Genomic DNA, 16,198 nt, shown 5'->3' with positions numbered 1-16,198 from the left:
GTTGGACCCTCACTGGAGGCATTCGGGGGTGAACGGTCGGTTCCGCTCTTTCCTGCCCGTCCGGCTCCTCCCCGCAGCCGGATGCCGCCGTCGCCCTCCGCCCGGGACGGGCCCGGACGGAAGGCATTTGACAGGCTGTCAGAGGGGAGGGTGCGGGATCAGGAGTTCAGATAGGTCAGGACGGCCAGAACACGCCGGTGGTCACCCTCGCTGGGGGACAGCCCCATCTTCAGGAAGATGTTGCTGACGTGCTTCTCCACCGCGCCGTCGCTCACCACGAGCTGCTTGGCCACCGCCGAGTTCGTCCGCCCCTCCGCCATCAGGCCGAGCACCTCGCGCTCACGCGGCGTCAGCCCGGCCAGCACGTCCTGCTTACGGCTCCGGCCCAGCAGCTGCGCCACCACCTCGGGGTCCAGTGCCGTGCCGCCCTGAGCCACCCGGACCACCGCGTCGACGAACTCGCGGACCTCGGCGACCCGGTCCTTCAGCAGATACCCCACACCCCGGCTGGACCCGGCCAGCAGCTCGGTGGCGTACTGCTCCTCGACGTACTGCGAAAGGACCAGCACCCCGATCCCCGGATACTCCTTGCGCAGCCGCACCGCGGCCCGCACGCCCTCGTCGGTGTGCGTCGGCGGCATCCGCACATCGGCGACCACCACATCGGGCAGCGCGTCCTGCCCGGCGAGGTCGCCCACCGTCTTGATCAGCGCCTCCGCGTCACCGACCCCCGCCACGACGTCATGCCCGAGATCCGTCAGCAGCCGGGTGAGTCCTTCCCGGAGCAGTACCGAATCCTCGGCGATGACTACACGCACCCTGTCCTCCACCACGACGCTGAATCCCCCACTGCTCGCTGTTCCCACCCGTATGCCGTCCAGCATCCCAGTATCGGCAGGGACGCCGCGCATGTTCGCCGGGTTGCGTCGAGGCGGTCCGGTCCCCGGGCGGAACGCCCGGCCGCCGGGCGGCCCGGTGTACGGGTCCGCCCGGCGGCCGGGTTTCGGGGAGAGGAGCCGGAGGCTCAGCCGCGCCAGGGCAGCTCGGCCGTGACCTTCGTCGGGCCGCCCGCGGGGGACTCGACGACGAGGATCCCGTCCACCGCGTCCAGCCGCTCGGTCAGACCGGCCAGACCGCTGCCCGACGTCAGGTCGGCGCCGCCGCGCCCGTTGTCGCTGACCTGGAGCATCAGCCGGTCCGCCGACCTCCACACGTCGACCGATGCGCGGGTGGCGCGGGCGTGCTTGCTGACGTTCTGCAGGAGTTCGGAGACGGTGAAGTAGGCAATGCCCTCGATGGCCTGCGCGGGACGGGACGACAGGTCGACCTCGACCGTGACGGGGACGGTGCAGCGGGAGGCGATGGCGGAGAGCGCGGCGTCGAGGCCGCGGTCGGTGAGGACGGCGGGGTGGATGCCACGGGCCAGGTCGCGCAACTCCTGGAGAGCGACCTTCACCTCACCGTGGGCCTCGTCGACCATCTTGGCCGCGGCCTCCGGATCGGCGGTCAGCTTCTCCTTCGCCAGCCCCAGATCCATGGCGAGGGCCACGAGCCGGGCCTGCGCCCCGTCGTGGAGGTCCCGCTCGATGCGGCGCAGGTCCGCGGCGGCCGTGTCGACGACCACACCGCGGTCCGACTCCAGCTCCGTGACACGCGTCGCCAGCCGCGACGGGCCCAGCAGACCGGCCACCATCAGCCGGTCCACCGAGGTCAGACCGCGCATGATCCACGGCGTGACCAGGACGAACACCAGACCGAAGGCGCTGGTCAGAGCAAGCTCGACGGACGAGTCCAGGTAGACCCGGTGGTTGGCGTCGCCGTACAGCTGAACCCCGTCGACCCCCGCGTAGGCAGGGAAGACCCAGTGCCACAACGGGTACGTGAGGGCCGCCCAGCCCCACGCCCACAGGGTCAGTGAGACGCCGAACGCGAAGACCGCCCACGGGAAGTGCAGCAGCGTGTAGAGCAGGTGCCGCCAGGACACCCCGCTCTTCAGGACCGCCCCCATCCATGACATCGGACCGCCGGTCCTGCCCCGTACCGGTGCGGGATCAGCCACGTCGAGCCCCAGCAGACCACGCGCCCGGGCCCGCTCCAGCACACCGAAGCCGCGGCACATGGTCAGGCCCGCGGCCAGGACGGGGATCCCCAGGAAGGTGATGAGCAGTCCGGCGCCCACCGAGGTCATGGTGACCGCGAAGACGAACAGCACGATGCTGATCGGCAGGCTCAGCATCAGATAGACGAACTCGCGCCAGGTCCGCGCCTCGAAGGGGGCACGCAGCACCGCCGGCAGGACGTGCTTCGTCGCGTGGTCCCCCGGTCCGCTTCCCTGCCGCTGGGGGTCCCGTGTGTCCGGTCCGTATGCCGTGGCCATGGGTTCCGTCCGTTTCTTCCACGTCTGCTTCTGTTGCGTCTGCTTCTGCGTGGTGCGTCTGGTGTGTACGTCTGCGTGTGCGTCTGCGTGTGCGTCTGTGTGGTGGGTCTGCGTGTGCGGCTACGTCTGGGTGGTGCGTCTGTGCGGTGCGTCGGCGTGGTGCGGCTGCGTCTGCGAGTCTGCCGCGCCGCGTGCCGTGTGCCTGCTTCAAGACTGCTGGGCCGAGCGCCCCCGCACCATGAGGGCGGTATCCCTCTTCGGCCGGGGGTTTTCCCCACCCCACCCCGTCCCGTCGGCTGCCGGAGTCAGGCAGCAGGGGCGCCGGCCACGGTCTTCTCGCTCTCCCGATCGCGCCAGGGCAGCTCGGCGGTGACGGTCGTCGGGCCGCCGGCCGGGGAGTCGAGGACGAACTGCCCGTCGACGGCCCCCAGCCGCTCGGCGAGCCCCGCCATCCCCGTACCGCCGTCCATCGAGGCCCCGCCCCGGCCGTCGTCGGTGACCTGGATCAGCAGCCGGTCCGCCGCGCGCCACACGTCGACCGATGCGCGGGTGGCGCGGGCGTGCTTGCTGACGTTCTGCAGGAGTTCGGAGACGGTGAAGTAGGCGATGCCCTCGATGGCCTGCGCCGGCCGCCCCGGCAGATCCACCCCCACGGTGACCGGGACGGTGCAGCGGGAGGCGATGGCGGACAGGGCGGCGTCCAGTCCGCGGTCGGTGAGGACGGCCGGGTGGATGCCACGGGCGAGGTCACGCAGCTCCTGAAGGGCCACCTTCACCTCGCCGTGCGCCTCGTCGACCATCCTGGCCGCGGCCTCCGGGTCGTCCGTCAGCTTCTCCTTCGCCAGCCCCAGCCCCATGGCGAGGGCCACGAGCCGGGCCTGTGCCCCGTCGTGCAGATCGCGCTCGATGCGGCGCAGGTCGGCGGCGGCCGTGTCGACGACCACACCGCGGTCCGACTCCAGCTCGGCGATCCGGCGCTCCAGCTCGTCGGAGGGGGACAACAGCCCCCGCACCATGCCGCGGTCGGCGTTGGTCAGGAACCGCGCCGTATAGGGGAGTACGGGCCACAGGACGAAGAGGCTCACCAGCGTCACCACGAACGTGACCACCCCCCACGGCAGTCGCATGAAGGAGTACAGCACCGCACGCCAGCCGACCGGGTCCTTGAGGCTCGACCACAGCCACGTGAAGAACCCGTCCTCCCGGGTGACCCGGGATATCGGACTCGGCTCGTCGATCCGCAGCCCGAGCAGCCCCCGCGCCCGGCCCCGCTCGGCCCGCCCCAGCAGCCGGGCACCCTGGAGTCCCAGCGCCAGCAGCGGCAGACCGATCACCGTGACCGCCAGCCCCACACCGATGGCGACCATCAGCACGGTGTAGACGAATCCGGCGATTGCCATCGGGAGATTGGAGAGGAGATGGGCGATCTCCTTCCACGTCCACCGGTCGTAGGCGAAGCGGACAGGAGGCGGCCCGTCGTGGTCGGGTACCTGGGGGCTCATGGTCATACGTCCAGCCTGCCGGGCCCGGCCCCACGACGCCATGGGGCTCGTGGGTGGGGGCGAAGTAGGGATATCCCTACCAGTTGCCCGACGCAACTGCTTACCGTCCCTTTACAGGGCCTAGACTCCCGTGCGTACAGATCGTCGGACAGGTTTCGAGGGAGCGAGGGGGCGGACGTGACGGACGTGACGGACCTGCCGGGATCGACCGTTCTCGCGTCGGACTACTTCCGCGGCTACTCGGTGGTCGGACTGCTCGCGGTGATCGGCGTGCTGTTCGTCGCCGTCGCCTTCGGAGCCGGCCGGCTGCTGCGTCCCGTGGTGCCGACGCCGGAGAAGCTCCTCACCTACGAATGCGGCGTGGACCCCGTGGGAGAGGGCTGGGCACACACCCAGGTCCGCTACTACGTCTACGCCTTCCTGTACGTGATCTTCGCCGTCGACTCGATCTTCCTGTTCCCGTGGGCGACCGTCTTCGCCGCGCCCGGATACGGCGCGACGACGCTGGTGGAAATGTTCATCTTCCTCGGTTTCCTGGCCGTGGGACTGCTCTACGCATGGAAGAAGGGCGTCCTCGAATGGACGTGACGAGCCCGTCGTCCTCCGGCCACCCGCACCCCGGCCCGGAGGCGGACGCCGAACCCGTACCCACGTTCCTCCCGGAGCCGAAGCGCCTGGGCGTGCTGTCCCGGCTCGCGCCCGAGCCGATGAAGGTGGTCCTCAACTGGGGCCGCCGCTACAGCCTCTGGGTCTTCAACTTCGGACTCGCCTGCTGCGCCATCGAATTCATCGCCGCCTCCATGGCGCGCCACGACTTCATCCGGCTCGGCGTGATCCCCTTCGCCCCGGGCCCCCGCCAGGCCGACCTCATGATCGTCTCCGGCACGGTGACGGACAAGATGGCGCCCGCGGTGAAGCGGCTGTACGAGCAGATGCCCGAGCCGAAGTACGTCATCTCCTTCGGCGCCTGCTCCAACTGCGGTGGCCCGTACTGGGACTCGTACTCCGTGACGAAGGGCGTCGACCAGATCATCCCGGTCGACGTCTACGTGCCCGGCTGCCCGCCCCGGCCGGAGGCCCTGCTCCAGGGCATTCTCAAACTTCAGGAGAAGATCGCGCGCGAGTCGCTGGGCGAGCGCTACGCGACCGGCGGCGGCAGCCGCCCCTCCACCGCCGCACTGCGCAGCGGACTGGTCGCCGCACCGCCCGTGCCGGGTTCGTCGCCCGCACCGTCCGCACCGCCTACCCCGCCTGCCCCGCCCGCGCCGTCCGCCCCGGGTTCGTCGGGTTCGTCGGGGGAGGAGGGGAAGTGACCGCCGCCGAGAAGTACGACCAGCTGCCGGACGCCGTCACCGAGCTCTTCGGCGAGGACGCCACGGCGGAGCAGGCGTACGAACTGCTGACCGTCGACGTGCCCGCCGCCTCCTGGATCGCCGCCCTCGAAACGGCGCGCGGCGAGCTCGGCTGCACCTACTTCGACTGGCTGAGCGCCGTGGACGAACCGGGCACCGGCTTCCGGGTCTGCGCCCATGTCGCCGCGCTGCCGGCCGCGGGCGGCAGTGTCCGGCGGCTACTGGTCCGCACGACCGTGCCGCACGAGGCGGCCGTACTGCCCACCGCGATCGACGTGTACGCGGGCGCCGCCTGGCACGAGCGCGAGACCCACGAGATGTTCGGCATCGCTTTCGAGGGCCACCCGCACCTGGTCCCGCTGCTGCTGCCCGAGGGCTTCGAGGGCCACCCCCTGCGCAAGGACTTCGTCCTCGCGGCGCGCGTGGCGAAGGCCTGGCCGGGTGCCAAGGAGCCGGGCGAGTCGGAGCACGGCGGCCCGAAGCGCCGCACGATGCTGCCGCCCGGTGTGCCCGACCCGAACGAGTGGGGCCCCCTGAAGGGCCAGCTCCCGCCGGCCCCCGCCCGCCCGGCGCGCGCGGCCAGGCCCGCGGGCGACCGCCCGGCCCGCCGCACCCGCAGCGCGAGCGAAGGCTCGGCGGCCCAGCAGCCGCCGGCGGCACCGACCGAGGCCACGGACACCGAGCCGGCACCCCGGACGGCGCCCGCACGCCGCACCCGCACCGCGTCCCAGGGCTCGACCAGCCAGCAGACGCCGGTGCCCCCGACGCCCGCGGTGTCCCCAACGCCCCCCACGCCCTCGGGCGAGGAGCCGAAGGACTCCCAGGCGGCGGCCCCGTCCGCGCCGAGGACCCCGGAAGCGCCGTGGCACGACGCCCGCCCGGCATTCGACGACGCCCCGTCCGACGACGCCCCGACCGGCAACGCGCCTGACCCGGAACCCGCGCCGACGCCTGACCCGGAACCCGCGCCGACGCCTGACCCGGAACCCGCGCCGACGCCTGAGCCTCCCACCGAGCAGCCACCCAGGCCCCCCGAGCCACCCATGCCCCCCGAGCGCCCCGAGCCCCCGACCGGAGGCGATTCCGAGTGAACGACGTACTGGACGTCGCCCTTCGCCTCGTCATCGTCTTCGCCGTGTTCATGGTCGTCCCGCTCGTCGTGGGCCAGGCCGAGCACAAGGTGATGGCCCACATGCAGGGCCGCCTCGGCCCCATGTACGCAGGCGGCTTCCACGGCTGGGCCCAGCTCGTCGCGGACGGCGTGAAGTTCGCGCAGAAGGAAGACATCGTCCCGGCCGAGGCCGACCGCCGGGTCTTCCAGATCGCGCCCGCCGTCGCGCTGCTTCCGTACCTCCTCGTTCTCGTCGCGATCCCGATCGGGCCCGGTGAGGGGGCGGTCGGCCAGGTCGTCGACGCGGGCATCTTCTTCGTGCTCGCCGTGATGGGCGTCGGCGTGCTCGGCTCCCTCATGGCGGGCTGGGCATCCGCCAACAAGTTCTCGCTGCTCGGCGGCCTCCGTACCGCCGCGCAACTGCTCGCGTACGAGCTGCCCATGCTGCTCGCCGCCGCCTCCGTGGCGATGGCGGCCGGCACCGTCTCCCTCCCCGGCATCCTCAACGCCTTCGAGTGGTGGTGGCTGCCCTGGCAGATCGTCGGTGCCCTGGTCTTCTTCGTGGCCGGACTCGCCGAACTCCAGCGCCCGCCCTTCGACATGCCGGTCGCCGACTCGGAGATCATCTTCGGCGCGTACACCGAGTACACCGGACTCCGCTTCGCGCTCTTCCTGCTCGCCGAGTACGCGGGCATCGTCGTGCTGTGCGGACTCACCACCGTCCTCTTCCTGGGCGGCTGGCACGGACCGCTGGGCGCCGACGGACTCGGCTGGGTCTGGACGCTCCTGAAGACCGGCATCCTCGCCTTCGTCGTCATATGGCTGCGTGTCAGCTATCCGCGACTGCGCGAGGACCAGCTCCAGAAGCTCGCCTGGACCACACTCATCCCGCTCGCTCTCGCGCAGATCGCGCTCACCGGCATCGTGAAGGTGGCGATCAACCAGTGACCGCATCACCCCCGCCCTCCCGGCCCCGCATCCCCGGCGCAGGCCTGGCCAAGGGCCTCGCCGTCACCCTGCGGACGATGACGAAGAAGACCGTCACCGCCCAGTACCCGGACGTGCAGCCCGAACTCCCGCCCCGCTCCCGTGGCGTCATCGCGTTGTTCGAGGAGAACTGCACCGTCTGCATGCTCTGCGCACGCGAGTGCCCGGACTGGTGCATCTACATCGACTCCCACAAGGAGACCGTGCCCGCTGCGGTCCAGGGAGGCCGCGAGCGCAGCCGCAACGTGCTGGACCGCTTCGCGATCGACTTCTCCCTCTGTATGTACTGCGGTATCTGCATCGAGGTGTGCCCGTTCGACGCGCTGTTCTGGTCGCCGGAGTTCGAGTACGCGGAGACGGACATCCTCGAACTCACCCATGAGCGCGACAAACTGCGCGACTGGATGTGGACGGTTCCGGAGCCGCCGGCCCTCGACCCGGCTGCCGAGGAGCCGAAGGAGATCGCCGCCGCCCGCAAGGCGGCGGACAAGCTCCGTACCCAGCGCGAACAGGAAGCAGCGGCCGAGGCCGCCCCGCCCGCCCCGACGGACCAGGAAGGACAGGCGTGATCACCGCCGCCGGCACCGCACTCGGCGCCACCTCCGGCCCCGTCCTCGCCGCCGCGAGCCACCCCGGCTTCCTCTCCCCGACCGGGGTCGAGATCGCCTTCGTCCTCGTCGGCATCGCCACCCTCGGCGCAGCCCTCGTGACGGTCACGACCAGGCAGCTGGTGCATGCCGCCCTCTGGCTGATCGTGGCGCTCGGCGGTCTCGCCGTCGAGTACCTCCTGCTCACCGCGGAGTTCATCGCCTGGGTGCAGGTACTGATCTACGTCGGCTCCGTGGTCGTCCTCCTTCTGTTCGGCCTGATGCTCACCCGGGCCCCCATCGGCCGCTCCCCGGACGCCGATTCGGAGAACCGGTGGGCCGCCCTGGCGGTCGCCGCAGCCGCGGCCGGAACTCTCGTCTGGGTCGTCGTGGACGCCTTCCGGACCACCTGGATCGAGCTTGACGGGCCGGCCCAGGGCTCCACCGAGGCCACCGGCTCCTTCCTCTTCCGGCACTGGGTGCTCCCCTTCGAAGCCCTCTCCGTTCTCCTGCTCGCCGCACTCGTCGGCGCGATCGTCCTGTCCCGCAAGGGCCGGGAGCAGGCGAGCCCGGAGAACGCGGGCCGGAAGAAGGCGAGCCCGGAGAGCGCGGGCCGGAAGAACATGAGCCGAGAGGACAAGAGCTGATGCACCTCGCCTATCCCGCCGTGCTCGCCGCCCTCCTCTTCTGCACCGGGCTGTACGGAGTGCTCGCCCGCCGCAACGCGATCCTCGTCCTGATGTCCGTCGAGCTGATGCTCAACGCCGTCAACCTCAACCTCGTCGCCTTCGACGTCTGGCTCCGCGACGCCCTGCACTCCGGCCAGGCCCTCACCCTGTTCACCATCGCCATCGCGGCGGCGGAGATCGGCATCGGCCTGGCGATCGTCCTCGCCGTGTACCGCAACCGCGGCAGCTCCGACATCGACCGCCTCCGCGACACCGCCGAGACCGACGACGCCGAGACGGTCCCGGACGGCGACAGTGACGACCACACAGGCACCGGCAACGGCACCGAAGACCAGGCCACTGCTCCGGCAGGGAAGGCAAAGAAGGCAGAGGCCACCGCGTGACCACCACGACCCTCGCCGCCCTCGTCCCCCTTCTCCCGTTCCTGGGCGCGGCGGCCGGCCTCCTCCTCGGCCGCACCGCACCGGGCTTCGTCCGCCCGCTCGCCGTGCTGCCCTCCTTCGCCTCCCTCGTCGTCGCCGCAGTCGTCGCCGCACGCCAGGGCGGCGGGCCGGCCATCGACGCCTCGACCCAGCTCACCCCCACCGGATCGGTCCCGATCGACCTCGCGCTGCACCTCGACGGCTTCGCCGTCCTGGTCGCCGTCCTGGTCACCCTCGTCGCGAGCTGCGTGCAGATCTACTCGACCGCGTATCTGCGCGACGACCCCCGCTATCCCTCGTACGCGGCCCTCGTCTCCCTCTTCACCTCCGCGATGCTGCTCGTCGTCTACTCCGGCGACCTGATGGTGCTCCTGGTCGGCTGGGAGATCATGGGCATCTGCTCGTACTTCCTGGTCGGCCACTACTGGGAGACGCCCGAGGCACGCGCCGCCTCCCTCAAGGCCTTCCTGGTCACCAAGCTCGGCGACGTCCCCTTCCTCATCGGCCTGTTCGCCCTCGCCGCCGACACCGGCACCTTCCGCATCACCGGCATCCTGGGTGCCGTCGCCCACGGCGGACTCGATCACCCCACCCTGATCGCCCTGCTCCTCCTCGCCGGTGTCGCCGGCAAGTCCGCGCAGTTCCCGCTCCACACCTGGCTGCCCGACGCCATGGCCGGCCCCACCCCCGTCTCCGCGCTGATCCACGCGGCGACGATGGTCGCCGCCGGTATCTACTTCGTGGCCCGGCTCCTCCCCGTCTTCGCCGAGTCCGGTGCCGCCCTCGTCGTCCTCGCCGTGATGGCAGCCGTCACGATGATCGGCTCCGGACTCGCCGCCCTCGCCCAGGACGACATCAAACGCGTCCTCGCGTACTCGACCATCGGCCAGCTCGGCTACATGTCCGGAGCCCTGGCCGTCGGGGACCGCGGCGCCGCCGTCTTCCACCTCATCTCGCACGGTGCGTTCAAGGCGGTCCTCTTCCTCGCAGCGGGCGTCGTCATCCACGCCGCCGGCACCAACTCACTGGCCGCCATGTCCCGCATGGGCGGCCTGGCCAAGCGCATCCCCGACGCCTACTGGACGATGACGGTCGCCCTCCTCGCGCTGGCCGCCATCCCGCCGTTCGCCGGCTTCTTCTCCAAGGAAGCCGTCCTCGTCGCCGCCGAGCACACCGCACTCGGTGACCGGCACGTCGCCCCGGCCGCCGCCGGCTGGACCGTTCTCGTCGCCGGCCTCCTGGCCGCCGTGCTCACCGCCGCGTACGCCACCCGTCTGTGGCTCCTCGCCTTCCGCGGCCGCGGTGCCGAAGCCCCCGACCACGGCAGGCAGCCCGTCGCCATGACCTCGGTCCTGTGGGTACTGGCCGTCCCCACCATGGCCTTCGGCCTGACCGTCGGCGTGATCACCGACTGGTTCGACGGCCACAGCCTCACCCCGTCGCTGACCACCGCCGTACTGTCCACCGGCGTCGGACTCGTCGGCGGCCTCGTCACCTACGGAGCCTGGCGCCACACCACAGCACTTGCCGCCCGCACCCCCATGGGCTCGGTCGTCGCGCACCCCGACGCGGAACCCGCCCTCGTCGAGGTCGAAGCCATGGAGAGCCACACCGCCGCCTACGGAACCGCCGGTGACGCCCCCGACCCGGCCGACCCCGGCCGCCTGCTGCTCGGCCCGCTCCACCGCCACGCGGCCACCGGCTTCCATCTGGACGCCCTGTACGCGGCCCTGTTCGTCCGCCCCGTTCAGGCCGCGGCGAGCCTCGTCCGCTTCCTGGACCGCGAGGTCGTCGAGACCTACGTACGCGGCTCCGCCACCGGCGCACGCTGGCTCGGCACCGCCGTCCGCCGCGCGCAGACCGGCAACGTGCAGACCTACCTCAGCGCGCTGCTCGCCGGTTCGCTGGTCCTGGCGGTCGCCGCCGTCGTCTTCGCCAACGTCAACGCCGGGTCGTGAGCCGTGATCGATATCAGCGCATCCGTGATGCAGTTCCTTCTGGCGTTCATCGTCGTCGCCCCGCTCCTCGGAGCCGTCGCCGCTCTGCTCCCGGCCCCGCCCGGGCTGAAGGGCAGGAACCCGGACCAGGCCGTGCTCCGCCACGGCGTGACCGTCACCGGCGTGATCCTTATCGCGGCGATCGTGCTGGCCGCCGGCTTCGACCACGACCACCCGTCGAAGATGCAGGCCACCACCGACATCAGCTGGATCCCGGCGCTCGACGTCCGCATCCATCTGGGCATCGACGGCATCTCGCTCCCCCTCCTCGTACTGACCGCGCTGCTGACCTTCCTCTGCGCGCTCTACAGCTACTTCAAGCTGCCGGAAGGCCCCTCCCCGAAGGCCTTCGTCGCCCTCATCCTCGTCCTGGAGTCCGGCACCCTCGCTACCTTCGCCGTCCTCGATCTGCTGCTGTTCTTCCTGGCGTTCGAGATGGTGCTCATCCCGATGTACTTCCTCATCGCCCGCTGGGGCGGTGCGCAGAAGCAGGCAGCCGCCTGGAAGTTCATCCTCTACACACTGCTCGGCTCGGTCGTCATGCTGCTGGGCCTGCTCCTCATCGGACTGAAGAGCGGCACCTTCGACATGGTGGCACTCGCCACTGACAACGGCCGCGGCCTCACCTCGTCCGTGCAGGTCATCGCCGTTCTCGCGATCGGCATCGGGCTCGCGGTCAAGACGCCGATGTGGCCGCTGCACAGCTGGCTCCCCGACGCCCACACCGCCGCCCCGACCGTCGGGTCCGTCCTCCTCGCGGGCGTCATGCTGAAGATGGGCACGTACGGATTCGTCCGGATCCTGCTCCCGATCGCCCCCGACGGCATGCACACCTTCGCGCCCTACCTCGCGGCGTTCGCGGTCGTCGGCATCATCTACGGATCGCTCGCCTGCCTGGCCCTCGCCCGGCCCGGCGCCAAAGGCGACCTGAAGCGGCTGATCGCGTACTCCTCCGTCGGCCACATGGGCTTCGTCCTGCTCGGCATCGCGAGCATGACCCCCACCGGCGTCAACGGCGCGCTCTTCGCCAACATCGCCCACGGACTCATCACCGGCCTGCTGTTCTTCCTGGTCGGCGCGGTCAAGGACCGGTACGGCACCGCAGACCTCGACACCCTCGCCGGAGCCACCGGCGCCGCCCTCTACGGCCGCGCGCCCCGCCTCGGCGGCCTCCTCGCGTTCGCCGCGATCGCCTCTCTCGGCCTGCCCGGACTCGCCGGATTCTGGGGCGAGATGCTCGCCCTGTTCGGCGCCTTCGACCCCGCCGAAGGACTGAGCCGCCCGGCCTTCCTGACCTTCATGTCCATCGCCGCGTTCGGCACCCTGCTCACCGCCGCGTATCTGCTCGTGGTCGTCCGCCGCGTCTGCATGGGCGCCAAGCGTGAGGAACCGCACCCGATCGCCGACGTCCAGAGCTACGAATTCGCCGCCTGGACACCCCTGGCGGCCCTCACCGTCCTCGCCGGACTGTGGCCCGCCGTCCTCCTCGGCCTCACCGACCCGGCCGTGCAGAAGCTCCTCGCAGGAGGCAAGTCGTGACCACAGCGGCCGAGAGCACCACCGGCTTCGTCCAGTCGGCGGCCGAGAGCACCGGTCTCGTCCAGTCGGCGGCCGAGAGCAGCGTCACCAGCCTCGTCCAGTCCGTCGACTGGCTCGCGATCGCGCCCCCGGTCACCGTCGCGGTCGTCGCCCTCGTCGTACTGGTCGCCGACCTCTTCGTCCCCGCGGCGCGCAAGCCGCTCCTCGGCTACGGCGCCATCGCCGGACTCGTCGCCGCGCTCGCGCTCATCATTCCGCTGCACGAAGGCGACCGCTCCACCTTCTGCCTCACCACCGGCACCCGCGCCTGCAGCTACACCGCCGACCACTTCACCCTGGTGATCCAGGCCCTCGTACTCGGCGGCGCCCTGCTCACCGCGCTGCTCTCCATCGGCGACACCCGTAAGCTGCCGGCCGGCGAGTTCTGGTTCCTGCTGCTCTCCTCCGCCGCAGGCGCCGCTCTCCTGCCCGCCGCCCGCGACCTCGCCACGCTCGTCGTCGCCCTCGAAGTCGCCTCGCTGCCCGCCTTCGCCCTCGTCGGCATCAAGCGCGGCGACCGGCGCTCCTCCGAGGCCGCGCTGAAGTTCTTCCTCTCCTCCGTCGTCGCGACCGCCGTGATGCTCCTCGGCGTCAGCTTCGTGTACGCGGCGACCGGCACCCTCCACCTCACGGAGATCGCCACCCGCCTCGACGACGTCCCCGGACAGCTCTCCACCCTCGCCGAGGCGGGCGTCGCCCTCACCCTCGTCGGCTTCGCCTTCAAGACCGCCGCCGCGCCGTTCCACTTCTGGGTCCCCGACACCTACGTCGGCGCCCCTCTGCCGATCGCCGCCTACCTCTCGGTCGTCGGCAAGGCGGTCGGCTTCTCCGGCCTCATCCTCGTCACCGTGGTCGCCTTCCCCTTGTACGCGGACGTCTGGGGCCCCGCCCTCGCAGTCCTCGCCGCACTGACCATGACCGTCGGCAACGTCGCGGCGCTGCGCCAGAGCCCCACCCGAGCCCGCAGCGCCGTACGCCTGCTCGCCTGGTCGTCCGTCGCCCAGGCCGGCTACCTCCTGGTGCCGATCGCCGCGGCCGCGTACGCCGGAGACCGCCAGATCGGCTCCACCGTCGCGTACGCCCTGATGTACGCCGTCGTGAACCTAGGCGCGTTCGCGGTGGCCGCCCTCGTCGCCCGTACCCACCCCGGCAATCGCCTCGCCGACTACCGCGGTCTGTACGCCACCCGCCCGCTCGCCGCCCTCGCGATGGGCTTCTTCCTGCTCTGCCTGGCAGGACTCCCGCCGGGCATCATCGGACTCTTCGCCAAGGTCACGGTCTTCTCCGCAGCCGTCGACGCCGGACTCGGCTGGCTCGCCGTCGTCATGGCGGTGAACGTCGTGATCGCGCTCTACTACTACCTCCAGTGGACCGCGGCCCTGTTCCGCAGCCCCGCCGATGACGGTACGGAGCAGCCCCACACCCGCCACCGCACCCCGGCACCGCTCACCGTCGCGATCGTCCTCACCGCCGTCGCCGGCATCGCCCTGTCGGGCGCCCCGCAGACCGTCCTCCGGTTCGCCGGCGTCAACCTGTTCTGACGCCCTGTTCCGACGACTCCAAGATCGGTTTGCCCCCGGCGGTCCGCACAGGGCAAGGTCATGCCCGCGCGCGGCGCATACAACCTTCACATCACAACAGAGGAGTCAGAAGCAGTGCTGAACGGGTTCAAGGACTTCATCCTTCGCGGAAACGTGATCTCCATGGCGATCGGCCTCGCCGTCGGAGCGGCGTTCACCGCGGTCGTCACCGGGTTCAGCAACGCGTTCATCGTGCCGCTGATCGGCATCATCACCCGCGGCACCGGCGACTTCAGCAAGGCGCACTTCAAGTTCGACGGGGTGACCTTCCCCTACGGCCTCTTCGTCAGCGCCGCGATCGCCTTCCTGATCACCGCCGCGGTCCTCTACTTCTGTGTCGTCATGCCCATGGCCAAGGTCCAGGACCGCTTCACCGCCAAGAAGGACCAGGAGGAGGTCGACATCAAGGCCGCCCTCCGCGACTGCCCCCGCTGCTACTCGGCGATCCCGGCCGTCGCCTCCCGCTGCGGCCACTGCACCAGCGAGGTCGAGCCCGACCCCGAGGCCCTGGCGCTCGCGAAACTGCCCGTCCAGCGCTGACCCGACGGCACGTCTCCACCCGTACGGCCTACGGCCCGCTCCGGTGCCAACACCCGGAACGGGCCGGGCCCTGCGGCAGCGAGCACAAGGGAACTAGCTCTCCTCGCCTGGCGTTGACCAGTACGGGAGGCTCCACTGGGGAGTGGAGCACCACCAAGCAAGGGTTCCCCTGCTGCACCACTTGGAGGGCGTACCGTGCACCGCCGGCACAACGGGCTGAGAACCGCCGTACTCCTCGGTGGTCTCTCCGCACTCATCATCGTCATCGGCAGCTTCTTCGGACGCACGGGCCTGATCGTCGCGCTCCTCGTAGCCCTCGGCACCAACGCCTACGCCTACTGGAACAGCGACAAGCTGGCGCTGCGGGCCATGCGCGCCCGCCCGGTGAGCGAGTTCGAGGCGCCCCAGCTCTACCGCATGGTCCGTGAGCTCTCCACCGCGGCCCGCCAGCCCATGCCACGGCTCTACATCTCCCCGACCCAGGCACCCAACGCCTTCGCGACCGGCCGCAACCCGCGCAACGCCGCGGTCTGCTGCACCGAGGGCATCCTCCAGATCCTGGACGAACGGGAACTGCGCGGCGTCCTCGGCCATGAGCTCAGCCATGTCTACAACCGCGACATCCTGATCTCGTCCGTCGCCGGAGCACTCGCCTCCGTCGTCATGTTCCTGGTCAACTTCGCCTGGCTGATCCCGATCGGCCGATCCAACGACGACGAGGGCCCCGGCATCCTCGGCATGCTCCTGATCATGATCCTGGGCCCGCTCGCTGCATCCGTGATCCAATTGGCCGTGAGCCGCTCCCGTGAGTACGAGGCGGACGCCTCGGGTGCCCAGCTGACCGGCGACCCGCTGGCCCTGGCCAGCGCCCTGCGCAAGCTGGACGACGGCACCAAACGGCTCCCGCTGCCCCCCGAGCCCCGGATCGAGACCGCGAGCCACATGATGATCGCGAATCCGTTCCGCCCCGGACAGGGCATGTCCAAGATGTTCTCGACCCACCCGCCCATGGCCGAGCGCATCGCCCGACTCGAGCAGATGGCAGGTCATCGACCGTGAAGACGATTCTGAACGTCATTTGGCTGGTCCTGTGCGGCTTCTGGATGTTCCTCGGCTACCTGCTCGCGGGACTCCTGCTGTGCATCACGATCATCGGTATCCCGTTCGGCCTGGCGGCCTTCCGCATCGGGCTCTACGCCCTGTGGCCCTTCGGCCACCGCGTCGTCGACCGCCGGGACGCGGGCGCACCCTCGTGCGTCGGCAACGTGCTCTGGCTGGTCCTCGCCGGCTGGTGGCTGGCGCTCGGTCACATCACCACCGGCATCGCCCTGTGCATCACGATCATCGGCATCCCCCTGGGCATCGCCAACTTCAAGCTGATCCCGGTCTCACTGATGCCTTTCGGCAAGGAGATCGTCAGCACCGACGACGAGTTCGCCGGCTGGTAGCCACCCGTACGGCGGGCGGAGCACAGAC

Annotated in this window: 16 protein-coding genes; 13 read left to right on the top strand and 3 right to left on the bottom strand. The window is 70.8% G+C overall.

The genetic code is table 11. The annotated features are described in order from the left end of the window. Positions 1 to 158: 158 nt before the first annotated feature. From ACIOEW_RS12215 to ACIOEW_RS12205, 3 genes are all read right to left on the bottom strand, one after another. Positions 159 to 818, bottom strand: coding sequence for a response regulator transcription factor (locus tag ACIOEW_RS12215; RefSeq protein ID WP_362549990.1), 660 nt, complete (start codon positions 816 to 818; stop codon positions 159 to 161). Positions 819 to 1,024: 206 nt separating this feature from the next. After that, the gene (locus ACIOEW_RS12210; protein WP_401963496.1) at positions 1,025 to 2,377 is read right to left on the bottom strand and encodes a sensor histidine kinase; all 1,353 of its coding nucleotides are present in this window, start codon (positions 2,375 to 2,377) and stop codon (positions 1,025 to 1,027) included. Positions 2,378 to 2,682: 305 nt separating this feature from the next. After that, the gene (locus tag ACIOEW_RS12205) at positions 2,683 to 3,885 is read right to left on the bottom strand and encodes a sensor histidine kinase (protein ID WP_401963494.1); all 1,203 of its coding nucleotides are present in this window, start codon (positions 3,883 to 3,885) and stop codon (positions 2,683 to 2,685) included. A 180-nt stretch (positions 3,886 to 4,065) separates the two neighbouring features. Between ACIOEW_RS12205 and ACIOEW_RS12200 the strand changes: the two genes are divergently transcribed. The 13 genes from ACIOEW_RS12200 to ACIOEW_RS12140 all read left to right on the top strand — a co-directional run bounded on the left by ACIOEW_RS12200 (position 4,066) and on the right by ACIOEW_RS12140 (position 16,170). Continuing rightward, positions 4,066 to 4,467, top strand: coding sequence for an NADH-quinone oxidoreductase subunit A (locus ACIOEW_RS12200; RefSeq protein ID WP_401963866.1), 402 nt, complete (start codon positions 4,066 to 4,068; stop codon positions 4,465 to 4,467). Then, entirely contained in the window at positions 4,458 to 5,192 is a 735-nt protein-coding gene (locus ACIOEW_RS12195; RefSeq protein ID WP_401963492.1) for an NADH-quinone oxidoreductase subunit B, read from the top strand. Before ACIOEW_RS12200 ends, ACIOEW_RS12195 begins: the two co-directional genes overlap by 10 nt. After that, entirely contained in the window at positions 5,189 to 6,322 is a 1,134-nt protein-coding gene (locus ACIOEW_RS12190) for an NADH-quinone oxidoreductase subunit C (protein WP_401963491.1), read from the top strand. Before ACIOEW_RS12195 ends, ACIOEW_RS12190 begins: the two co-directional genes overlap by 4 nt. Next, the gene (locus ACIOEW_RS12185) at positions 6,319 to 7,290 is read left to right on the top strand and encodes a complex I subunit 1 family protein (protein WP_362549975.1); all 972 of its coding nucleotides are present in this window, start codon (positions 6,319 to 6,321) and stop codon (positions 7,288 to 7,290) included. The genes ACIOEW_RS12190 and ACIOEW_RS12185 overlap by 4 nt, the downstream gene beginning before the upstream one ends. A 77-nt stretch (positions 7,291 to 7,367) precedes the next feature. Further along, entirely contained in the window at positions 7,368 to 7,898 is a 531-nt protein-coding gene (locus tag ACIOEW_RS12180; protein ID WP_401963864.1) for a 4Fe-4S binding protein, read from the top strand. Next, on the top strand, positions 7,898 to 8,563 hold the full coding sequence (locus ACIOEW_RS12175; protein ID WP_401963862.1) for an NADH-quinone oxidoreductase subunit J: 666 nt from the start codon (positions 7,898 to 7,900) through the stop codon (positions 8,561 to 8,563). The genes ACIOEW_RS12180 and ACIOEW_RS12175 overlap by 1 nt, the downstream gene beginning before the upstream one ends. Continuing rightward, a complete protein-coding gene (nuoK, locus tag ACIOEW_RS12170; protein ID WP_362549972.1) occupies positions 8,563 to 8,988 on the top strand; it encodes an NADH-quinone oxidoreductase subunit NuoK in 426 nt (141 codons plus the stop codon). Before ACIOEW_RS12175 ends, nuoK begins: the two co-directional genes overlap by 1 nt. Then, on the top strand, positions 8,985 to 10,985 hold the full coding sequence (locus tag ACIOEW_RS12165; RefSeq protein WP_401963489.1) for an NADH-quinone oxidoreductase subunit L: 2,001 nt from the start codon (positions 8,985 to 8,987) through the stop codon (positions 10,983 to 10,985). The genes nuoK and ACIOEW_RS12165 overlap by 4 nt, the downstream gene beginning before the upstream one ends. A gap of 27 nt (positions 10,986 to 11,012) precedes the next feature. Continuing rightward, positions 11,013 to 12,563: a NuoM family protein gene (locus ACIOEW_RS12160; protein WP_401963860.1), complete on the top strand. Its 1,551-nt coding sequence runs from the start codon at positions 11,013 to 11,015 to the stop codon at positions 12,561 to 12,563. After that, positions 12,560 to 14,143: an NADH-quinone oxidoreductase subunit N gene (locus ACIOEW_RS12155; RefSeq protein WP_401963487.1), complete on the top strand. Its 1,584-nt coding sequence runs from the start codon at positions 12,560 to 12,562 to the stop codon at positions 14,141 to 14,143. Before ACIOEW_RS12160 ends, ACIOEW_RS12155 begins: the two co-directional genes overlap by 4 nt. 114 nt (positions 14,144 to 14,257) lie before the next feature. After that, positions 14,258 to 14,722 (top strand): large conductance mechanosensitive channel protein MscL, encoded by a 465-nt coding sequence (gene mscL, locus ACIOEW_RS12150; protein WP_362549963.1) that lies wholly within the window; start codon positions 14,258 to 14,260, stop codon positions 14,720 to 14,722. 195 nt (positions 14,723 to 14,917) lie between these two features. Beyond that, positions 14,918 to 15,781 carry a zinc metalloprotease HtpX gene (htpX, locus tag ACIOEW_RS12145; protein ID WP_401963485.1) on the top strand — a complete coding sequence of 288 codons (864 nt, stop codon included), beginning with the start codon at positions 14,918 to 14,920 and terminating at the stop codon, positions 15,779 to 15,781. Beyond that, positions 15,778 to 16,170 (top strand): YccF domain-containing protein, encoded by a 393-nt coding sequence (locus ACIOEW_RS12140; protein WP_350999256.1) that lies wholly within the window; start codon positions 15,778 to 15,780, stop codon positions 16,168 to 16,170. Before htpX ends, ACIOEW_RS12140 begins: the two co-directional genes overlap by 4 nt. The last annotated feature ends 28 nt before the right edge of the window (positions 16,171 to 16,198 follow it).

The organism is Streptomyces sp. NPDC087901, assembly GCF_044742205.1.
GTDB lineage: Bacteria > Actinomycetota > Actinomycetes > Streptomycetales > Streptomycetaceae > Streptomyces.
This window is presented reverse-complemented; position numbering and strand designations above follow the sequence as displayed.

Excerpts from the sequence above, each read along its gene's own strand:
- nuoK (WP_362549972.1), top strand. The coding sequence starts at position 8,563 with ATGCACCTCGCCTATCCCGCCGTGCTCGCCGCCCTCCTCTTCTGCACC.
- ACIOEW_RS12180 (WP_401963864.1), top strand. The coding sequence starts at position 7,368 with ATGACGAAGAAGACCGTCACCGCCCAGTACCCGGACGTGCAGCCCGAA.
- ACIOEW_RS12210 (WP_401963496.1), bottom strand. The coding sequence starts at position 2,377 with ATGGCCACGGCATACGGACCGGACACACGGGACCCCCAGCGGCAGGGA.
- ACIOEW_RS12195 (WP_401963492.1), top strand. The coding sequence starts at position 4,458 with ATGGACGTGACGAGCCCGTCGTCCTCCGGCCACCCGCACCCCGGCCCG.
- ACIOEW_RS12205 (WP_401963494.1), bottom strand. The coding sequence starts at position 3,885 with ATGACCATGAGCCCCCAGGTACCCGACCACGACGGGCCGCCTCCTGTC.
- ACIOEW_RS12160 (WP_401963860.1), top strand. The coding sequence starts at position 11,013 with ATGCAGTTCCTTCTGGCGTTCATCGTCGTCGCCCCGCTCCTCGGAGCC.